At 70.4% G+C, this 8,473-nt stretch carries 7 protein-coding genes; 3 read left to right on the top strand and 4 right to left on the bottom strand.

Features of this window, described 5'->3' with window-relative positions; genetic code table 11:
• On the top strand, window positions 1-882 hold an 882-nt coding region (locus tag HR086_RS41890), incomplete at its 5' end, for a glycosyltransferase (RefSeq protein ID WP_174468412.1).
• 6 nt (window positions 883-888) lie between these two features.
• Here HR086_RS41890 and HR086_RS41895 read toward each other — a convergent pair.
• Window positions 889-2,037: a glycosyltransferase family 4 protein gene (locus HR086_RS41895; protein ID WP_174468413.1), complete on the bottom strand. Its 1,149-nt coding sequence runs from the start codon at window positions 2,035-2,037 to the stop codon at window positions 889-891.
• 75 nt (window positions 2,038-2,112) lie between these two features.
• The gene (locus tag HR086_RS41900; protein ID WP_174468417.1) at window positions 2,113-3,336 is read right to left on the bottom strand and encodes a glycosyltransferase family 4 protein; all 1,224 of its coding nucleotides are present in this window, start codon (window positions 3,334-3,336) and stop codon (window positions 2,113-2,115) included.
• A gap of 226 nt (window positions 3,337-3,562) precedes the next feature.
• On the opposite strand from HR086_RS41900, the gene HR086_RS41905 reads away from it, so the two are divergent.
• Window positions 3,563-5,125 carry a serine/threonine-protein kinase gene (locus tag HR086_RS41905; RefSeq protein WP_174468414.1) on the top strand — a complete coding sequence of 521 codons (1,563 nt, stop codon included), beginning with the start codon at window positions 3,563-3,565 and terminating at the stop codon, window positions 5,123-5,125.
• 149 nt (window positions 5,126-5,274) lie between these two features.
• Here the strand turns inward: HR086_RS41905 and HR086_RS41910 are convergent, their stop codons facing one another.
• Both HR086_RS41910 and HR086_RS41915 read right to left on the bottom strand, forming a co-directional pair.
• Entirely contained in the window at window positions 5,275-6,420 is a 1,146-nt protein-coding gene (locus HR086_RS41910; protein WP_254626682.1) for a glycosyltransferase family 1 protein, read from the bottom strand.
• Complete coding sequence (locus HR086_RS41915) at window positions 6,417-7,583, bottom strand: glycosyltransferase family 4 protein (RefSeq protein ID WP_174468415.1); 1,167 nt, start codon at window positions 7,581-7,583, stop codon at window positions 6,417-6,419. Before HR086_RS41915 ends, HR086_RS41910 begins: the two co-directional genes overlap by 4 nt.
• 317 nt (window positions 7,584-7,900) lie before the next feature.
• Between HR086_RS41915 and HR086_RS41920 the strand changes: the two genes are divergently transcribed.
• Window positions 7,901-8,473 (top strand): oligosaccharide flippase family protein (locus HR086_RS41920; protein ID WP_174468416.1); only part of this gene is annotated, 573 nt, incomplete at its 3' end.

Here is an 8,473-nt window from a genome sequence, read left to right on the forward strand (position 1 = left end):
GGGCGGGTGCTGGCCAATGGCGGCAACTGCGTCGTGCCCGGGGCCAACTGGGTCCACTATGTCCACGGGGCCTATACCTCCGAGCCCGTGGGCGGCGTGCTTCGCCGGCTCAAGGGCCGGGTGAGTCACCACCGCTACAAGAAGGATGAGCACAAGGCGCTGTGGCGCTCGAACGTCATCATCGCCAACTCCGAGCGGACGCGCGCGGACCTGGTGGCGGCGACGGGTGTGCCCGAGGCGCGGGTGCACGTCGTCTATTACGGCAGCGAGCCGGAGCGCTTCCACCCTGTCTCCCAGGAGACTCGGAGCGCGACGCGCGCGGCGCTGGGTTGGCCGACGGACCGGCGGGTGGCGCTCTTCGTCGGAGCGCTGGGTGACAGGCGCAAGGGCTTCGACACGCTCTTCGAGGCGTGGTCCCGACTTCACGCCCGAGGCGACTGGGACACGGACCTCAAGGTGGTGGGCGCGGGCGCGCAGCGCGAGGCCTGGGAACAGGAAGCGCGGGTGCGCGGCCTGTCGGAGCGCATCCAGTTCCTCGGGTTCCGAAGTGACGTGCCGGTGCTGTTGTCCGCCGCGGACCTGCTCGTGGCTCCGACGCGCTACGAGGCCTATGGGCTGGGGGTTCACGAAGCCCTGTGCGCGGGGCTTCCCGCGCTGGTGAGTCGCTCCGCGGGCGTGGCGGAGCGCTATCCCGTCGCCCTGCGGGACTTGCTGCTGGATGACCCGGATGACGTGGCGGCGCTCGTGGGGGCGCTGGAGTCCTGGCGGAAGAACGCGACCGCCTGGGCGGCGCCGCTGGCCTCTTTGTCGGAGTTGCTGCGCGCCAGGACGTGGGACGACATGGCGTCCACGCTCGTCGAGGTGATGGAGCGAGAGGGCTGAGCGAACTCAGTGGCGGGCCAGGACCTCGTCGAAGAAGTCCAGGTGGGCCCGTGCCACGACAGGCCAGGCGAAGCGGGTGACGGCGCGCTCCCGGCCGCGCGCGGAGAGTTCCCGGCGTTGCTCGGGACTCTCCAGGAGTCGGGCCAGGGCGGCGCTCCATGCCGAGACGTCCGCTTCGGGGAGCACGAGGCCCGCGTCGCCCACGGTGCGAGGCACCTCACCCGAATCGCTGCCCAGCACGGGTACCCCGCAGGCGAAGCCCTCCGCGAGCATGCGGCCAAACTGCTCCTTCCACCGAGGCGTCGTCTGACTGGGCGCGCACAGCAGGTCCATGGCGTTGAGCGCGCGCGGCACGTCGCCGTGGGGAACGCCGGTGACGATGCGCACGCGCCCCTCATGCCGTGAGGCCCAGTCTCGCAGCGCGCCGTCCAGGGGACCGCCCCCCACGAACAGGGCGCGCCACGGTGTCTGGAGTCGCTCCAGGGCCGCCATCAGCAGGGGCACGCCCTTCTCGGGCACGAAGCGTCCCAGGTAGCCGACCACGGGAGGACCCGACGCCTTCCAGCCCTGCTCGCGCAGGAACGCCTCGCCCGCGGCGCGGTCCGGACGGAACAGCTCCACGTCCACGCCCATGGGAATGGCGCGCGCGGGCCTCGCCGCATAACCCGGCCGGGTGGCGAGGAGGTCCTTTACCGTCTCTCCCCAGGCCACCCAGCCCGAGGCGCGCTGGACGACGAAGCGCTCAGCCTGCGCGAAGGGGGGCGGATAGCGCTTGAAGAGGTTCTGCGCCGAGCAGAAGACCAGGGGCGTATGGCGCGGCGTGAGCAGGGCCACCTCCAGCCCGGCAAGCACATAGGGCTCCTCCCAGGAATGGACGAGGTCCACGTCACCCGAGAGGCAGCCGCGCAGCTCCGGCCCATAGACGAAGGCATGCAGGGAGCGACTGAAGAAGGCACGCACGGCTTCCAGCGTCGCGTCCTCGCCCTCCTCGCCCTTCAAGGTGAGAGGGCTCAGGTCACCTTGGAAGAAGCGCGGCGCCACGGCCTTCACCTCCCACGTCCCCGCCCCCACGCGCGCCAGCTCGTTGGCGAGGCGCCGGTTCAGGCTGACGACATAGGAGTGCGAGACGGTGACGAGTCTGCGAGGCCGCTTCACGGAAGCTCCCGGTCCACGGAGGACCGAACCAGACCCGCCCCAGCGGGTCAAGGCACCAGAAAGAACGAGACTCCGTCAGGTGGACAGCAGCGAGCGGTACACGGTGAGCACCTCGCGTGCATAGCGCTCGCGGGAGAAGCGCGCCTCCGCCGTCTTACGGCCTGCCTCGCCCAGTCGTGCGCGCAAGGCCGAATCCGACAGCAGGGTGCGCAGGGTGGTGGCGAGGAGCGGGGCATCGCCGGGCTCGATGAGCCAGGCATCGACTCCGTTTGTGAGCGCCTCCGCCGCGCCGCTCGCGCGCGAGACGATGGAGGGCGTCGCGCAGGCCAGGGCCTCCGCGATGGTGAGGCCGAAGGGCTCGCGGCGCGTGCTGGCGTGCACGAAGACGTCCAGGGCGCGGTAGACGGCGGACGGGTCGGCCTGGAATGGCACCAGCCCCACGCGCCCGGTGAGCTGGTGGTGACCGATGAGCCGCCGCAGTTCGTCCTCGGTGAACTGGGAGCCTGGGGTCCGGTAGAGCGGAGCCCCCACCAGGTAGAATCGCACCTCGAGCGTCGGTGCCTGCCGCGACAGCCATGCGGCGGCTTCGAGGAAGACGTCATGCCCCTTCCAGCGCGCATAGGTGGCCACGAGCCCCACTCGAAGGGTTCCTTCCGGAGCAGGGGGCAGACCCGCCAGGGCGTCCAGGTCCGCGCGATGTCCCGCCCCCGGTGAGAACCTCTCCACGTCCACGCCATTGCTGGCGACGTGGATGGGAACCTTTCCGAGCACCGCGCGCGCGTCCTCACCTACCGCGTGGGAGTTGGCGATGGCGGCCGAGGCGAGAGGGGACTGCGCACCCAGTGCGACGCGCACCAGCGGCCGCTCGCTCAGGAAGTCATGCACGTGCCAGACGCGCTTGACGGGCAGGCCCACGGTGAAGGGGCTCAGCAGGTGGGTCTTGATGCCATTGGAGTGCAGCAGGTCCGGGCGCAGCCTCGCCACTTCCCGGCGCAGGGTGCGTCCGTAGCTCGCGAGCAGGACACCGGTGGGCGCGAGGCTTCGCGCGAGGTTCCAGGCCTCCTTCGGCCCGCGTCCTCGCAGCCCGCTGTCACCCAGGGAAGACAGCCGCTCCGGAAGCGGAAGCAGCCGCGCGTCCACCCCGAGCGCACGGGCTTCGTCCAGCAGAGCCCCCTCCGTGCCCGCGATGAGCTGGAGCGACAGGCCCGCATCCAACTGGCGCAGGCAGGCCATCAGGTCCAGCAGCGCGCGCTCGGCACCACCGAGGACCCCCACGGGATTGAGGAAGAGGATGCGCACGCCCGCTGGACCGAAGCAGACCCCCTCGGGGTCGTCAATCACCGCCCCGCCGCGAAGACCCACCGCGACGGGCAGATGACCGCTGGAGGCAAACTCGCGCGAGACATGCGAATCATGAAAAACAAACGGGAGTAATAGAGGGCGTCACCTGGGAAGGACAGCTCGCGACGAGCCGCGTCGACGGGATTGTCTCGGCGGAGATGGCATCCTCGGAGGGGAACGGGCGATGATGCTCGACCCGATGAGCCCTTCGCGGAAGTGCCCTCACTGCGGTGCCGACCACCGACCGGGTGTCACCGTCTGCCCGCGCGAGGTGTTCCGGGCAGGAGCCTCCCTGTCGGCGGGCCCGTATCGCGCGGATGACAACGAGGCCACGCTCAAGCGCGCGCCCGACTCGGAGCCGACGCAGGCGCCCTTTAGTCCGCTGGTCGAGGGTGTCCCCGCGGCGTATGCGGCGCGGATGATGAAGTGGGAGGAGTCCGTCACCCGCGACATGCTGGTGGGCAAGCAGGTCGGCGACTATGTGCTCAAGCGCCGCATCGGCAGTGGCGGCATGGGCATCGTCTACGAGGGCGAGCACGCGGTCATCGGTCGCAAGGTGGCCATCAAGGTGCTCCGCCCGGACTTCGCCGAAGGCGGTCGCGCCAGGGACCTGGCCACCGAGGCGCGTGCCGCATCGGCCATCCACCACCACGGCATCATCGACATCTTCGGCTTCGGCACCATCCCCGACGTCGGCCAGTACATGGTGATGGAGTACCTGGAGGGGGCGCCTCTCGACGAGGTCATCCTGCGCCGTGCGCCGATGCTCGAGCTGGAGGTCATTCAAATCCTGGAGGCACTGCTGGGGGCCCTGGCCGCCGCGCACGCGGTGGGCGTCATCCACAGGGACCTCAAGCCAGGAAACGTCTTCATGGTGCGTGAGGAGGGGCGAGGCGAGGCCATCAAGGTGCTCGACTTCGGCATCGCCAAGCGCAGCGAGGCGCCGCATGGGAGCACGCCCCAGACCCACGCCAACGCGATGGTGGGGACGCCCGAGTACATCGCGCCAGAGCAGGCGTGTGGCCAGCAGGTGAGCCCCCAGACGGACCTGTATGCGGTGGGCGTCATCGCCTACGAGATGCTGACGCGGCGACTGCCCTTCCAGGGGGAGACGCCCCTGGCCATCGTCCTCCAGCATGTCCGGACGCCGCCGCCGCGACTGTCTTCATATGTGGAGCTGAACCCGGCGCTGGAGTCCCTGGTGCTGCGCCTGCTGGCGAAGGAGCCGTCCGCACGTCCCGCCTCCGCGGAGGCGGTGCGTCGGGAGCTCAAGCAGATCCGCATGGACCTCTTCGGAAGCGCGACGAAGCTCTCGACGCAGCCGCTGGAGACGCACGCTCCGGACCTGACTCCCGTTGCGCCTCCTTCTCCAGCGAAGGGGGAGCGATTCGCTAAACGGGCGGGGCGAGCACGGGGCGTGGCTCCTGCTCGGCGTCCGCATGGGTCTGACTCCGATGCCGCCACCAGCATCATGGTGAGGCCCACGCAGTTCCTGGAAGCGACGACGCTCGACCTGGCCACCATCCGCTCCGGGCGCTCGCGCAAGATGCTCATGGGGCTCGCGGGTGTGTTGATGCTGGTGGTGGGGGCCGGAGGCTGGGCGCTCCTGTCGTCGGCGCGAGCGGCGTCGGAGTCGAATGGAGCGGAGCGCTCCCGCATGGGGCGAGGGGCCTCGGAGCGGGAAGCCGGGCGTCGACAGGCGAGAGAAGAAGGGACCGACGCCCGGGAGCCGACGGGCCGACGCTGACGCAGGTGCTTTGGCGCCGCGAGGCTCGTGTCGTGAGCGGGGTGTCGCCTCAACCTGTCAATCGCAAGGAGGCGTCCAGCACCACGCGAGTGTGCGCGCTCCAGGAGAAGCGCGCCGCGCGAGGCTCATGTCGTGAGCGGGGTGTCGCCTCAACCTGTCAATTGCAAGTAGGCGTCCAGCACCGTGCGGGTATGCGCGCTCCAGGTGAAGCGAGCGGCGCGAGCCCGTCGTGACGCCAGCGGTGGCGCCTCCCGTCGTCCGGTTAGCAGCGAGTCCACGGTATCGCTCCAAGCGGCGACATCTCCCACGGGACAGTAGAGACACGCCTCCGCGCCCACCTCCCGCAACACGGGCAAGTCGCTGGCGACCACGGGGGCACCGCAGGCCAGTGCCTCGATGATGGGGAGGCCGAAGCCCTCCGCCTCGCTCGTGACGAGGACGGCCTTCGCGCTTCGGTACAGGCCCGCGAGCGTGGGCCGGTCCTGCCACGAAGGCTGGAGCAGCGCCCCTCCGATGCCCAGCCTTGTCACCCGCTCACGCAGCGCCGGAGTGAGTGCTCCGCCTTGCTGCACCAATCGCAGGTCGGGATGACGGGAGCGCAGGCTCGCGAAGGTGTCGAACAGCACATCCAGCCGTTTGCGGGGAATCGCGCTGCCGACGTGCAGCACGTAGGGCCTGCCCTCCAGCGGCGCGAGGATTTCCGCGCTCATGTCTCCGGGCACGGGCTCCGGTTGATATTCGGGCGACGTGCCCAGCGGTGCCCAGACGAGACGGGTCGGGTCCACCAGGCCGTGCGCGAGCAGTTCGTCACGCACCGCCTGGGAGTTATGGAAGACGATGGCCGCGCGTTGCAGCCCTCGGAGCTGGGCGCGGGCCAGCTGTCGGAACCATGCGGGGCGAGGCTCTCGGTGGGGCTCCACCACGGAGCGGAACGCGTCCAGGTCATGGCAATAGACGCCGGTGCGCGAGGCGGGCAGCGCATGAACGAGCTGCGCGTACGTATGGTCCACCACGTGGAAGGCCTCATGGCGAATCCGCGTCAGCAGGGCCCGCGTCGGATACAGCCCGAAGCGGGTGAGAACGCGGTCCACGTTGAAGGCCTGGGGGCGCGAGCCCAACACCGGCAGGCGACGCGCCACCGAGGGCATGGTGGGACGCACTTCCCGGGCGGACACCTCGCGAGGATATCCGGCCAGTCCCTCCAGGAGCGCTTCGCCCACCAGGTCCATGCTGGGCCAGCCCTCGTCACGAGGGTCCATCAGCACCGCGAGTCGGAGGGGCTCGCGGGGGCTCATGAGCGGGGCTCCCGAGAGGACGGGCCCGGGCGCAGCAGTCGCTCCACCGTGCGCTCCAGCGCGAAGTGCTCGCGGTAGGCGCGTGCGGCGCGTTCACCCAACTGGAGGCGCTCCGTTGGGTTCGACAGGAGTCGTTCGGCGGCTTGCACCAGAGGGGCTGTCGCGGTGCCCTCCACCAGGGCCACGGCGTCCAGCTCTCGCCACAGTGGCTCTGTGTGGTGTCCCGTGTTGGTGACCAGCGGGCAGCCCAGGGAGAGCCCCGCCATGACCGTCGTTCGCCGCGAAGTCACTCCGTCGGGATAGGGCTGCACCAGCAGGTCCACGGCCGCGAGGTGCGCGGCCACGTCCCCTCCTGGAAGCGCGCCGCGCGCCACCACGCGCTCGGTCAGGTCAGGGTGCCGACTCACCAGTGCCTGGGCGAACTCGCGGCTGGTGCGTCCCAGCAGCAACACCTTGCGCTGTCGCTCCGCGCGCAGCAGCGGCACCAGCACCGCTTCCAGGATTCCGGTGATGGAGGGCGCATAGGTTCCGAAGTGTCCCAACCAGGGCCCGGGCCCGAGCGCTGTGCGCACCTGTTGAATCGCCGCCTCGGCGGGGTCGACGGGCAGGGTGCTGGGAATGGGGCACCACTCGGCGAGGGGCTGGACGTTCGCGGGCAGGTGTCGCGTCCAGGCCGGAATGGACACGAAGGCGCGGTCCAGACCCTGGGCCAGCAGTCGAGCCATCACCCACGTGGTGCCCGCGAGCACCTGATGGCGAAGCCGGTCCCGAGGGCTCCACGGGTACACGATTTCGTGGAAGAAGACCCAGCGCTCGTCCTGGCGACGCGTGGCGAACCACGCGCAGAACGGAACGTTCATCGCCTTCATGCCGAAGGCGTGGGGCACGTACTGAAGCAGCAGCCGACGAGGACCCGGGCACCGGTCCAGCTCACGTGTCAGGCGCGCCGGTCCCAGGGGCGTGAGGAGCCCAGGGATGGCGTGGACCGTGACGTCTCCGTCGAGATGGGCGCCTGTGTCGCCAGGGGCCCAGACGTGCACCTGCTGGCCCGCGCGCGTGAGGGCCTGGGCCAGCATCCGCGTGTAGTCGCTGACGCCGCCCCGCTGGGGCGGATACTCCCCGGTGAGCAGGTGCCAGGTGGGAGTGGGGGAGGGGGCAGGCATCGGACTTCGGCGCCGTTCGCGGGGGACGTGCTCAGCGAGGAGCGTGAGCGGGGAGGAGGAGACGGCGACCGTCAGGGGGCATGCGCGGCGAAGGACCGTAGTCGCGGGCCTTGGCGGGTGGCAATCATCGCGCGGGTGTCGGGCAGGCGAGCGACTTGGGGCACCGCGACCTGGAGCCCGGGCGCGCTCTGGCATTGCTTGTGAGGCCTGGAGGGGCCCGGTAGCATCCCGCCATCCGCTCGTGCCGTGCGCGTCGGATGTGCGTGGCCTGTCCGGCCCGCCCTTCGTCGACGCCCGGGAGCGGGGCGCTGCCAGCCATGAACGCGACTGCCGCACCGGAGGTGACGACTGGCGAGGTGAAGGCGCGTGCCCTAAAGGGCATGTTCGTCCTGGCCGCCCGCACGGCGGCCTCGCAGGGGCTGCGCGTGGTCAGCGCGCTGGCGCTCTCCCGGCTGCTGTTTCCCGCGGACTACGGGCTCTACGGCATCGTCGCGTACGTGGCCACGCTCGGGGCGTACCTGGGAGACATGGGGCTGAGCGCGGCGCTGGTGCATCAGTCGCGCGAGCCCACGCGCGACGAGACCTTCACCCTCTTCTGGTGTCATCAGGCCTTCACCGCCCTCATCGTCGTCGCCATCTGCGCGCTCGCCCCCTTTCTCATCGAAGGCTATGCGCTGGGTGCCGAGGCCCTGCCCATGGTGTGGGTGATGGGCGTGGGCCTGTTCCTGACCACGCTGCGCGTGATTCCGCTGATGGCCCTGGAGCGCAAGCTGGCGTTTCCCGCCATCGCGCGCGCGGAGCTGGCGGAGAACGTGGCGCAGGTGGTCAGCACCATCGCCCTGGCGGCACTGGGGTTGGGGGCCTGGTCCCTGGTGGGCGGTGGACTGGTG

It is taken from the genome of Myxococcus sp. CA039A (assembly GCF_013336645.1).
Taxonomy (GTDB): domain Bacteria; phylum Myxococcota; class Myxococcia; order Myxococcales; family Myxococcaceae; genus Myxococcus; species Myxococcus llanfairpwllgwyngyllgogerychwyrndrobwllllantysiliogogogochensis.

What these genes read in the sequence shown, in the direction of transcription:
- HR086_RS41910 (WP_254626682.1), bottom strand. Translation starts at nt 6,420, where the DNA reads ATGAGCCCCCGCGAGCCCCTCCGACTCGCGGTGCTGATGGACCCTCGT.
- HR086_RS41905 (WP_174468414.1), top strand. Translation starts at nt 3,563, where the DNA reads ATGATGCTCGACCCGATGAGCCCTTCGCGGAAGTGCCCTCACTGCGGT.
- HR086_RS41915 (WP_174468415.1), bottom strand. Translation starts at nt 7,583, where the DNA reads ATGCCTGCCCCCTCCCCCACTCCCACCTGGCACCTGCTCACCGGGGAG.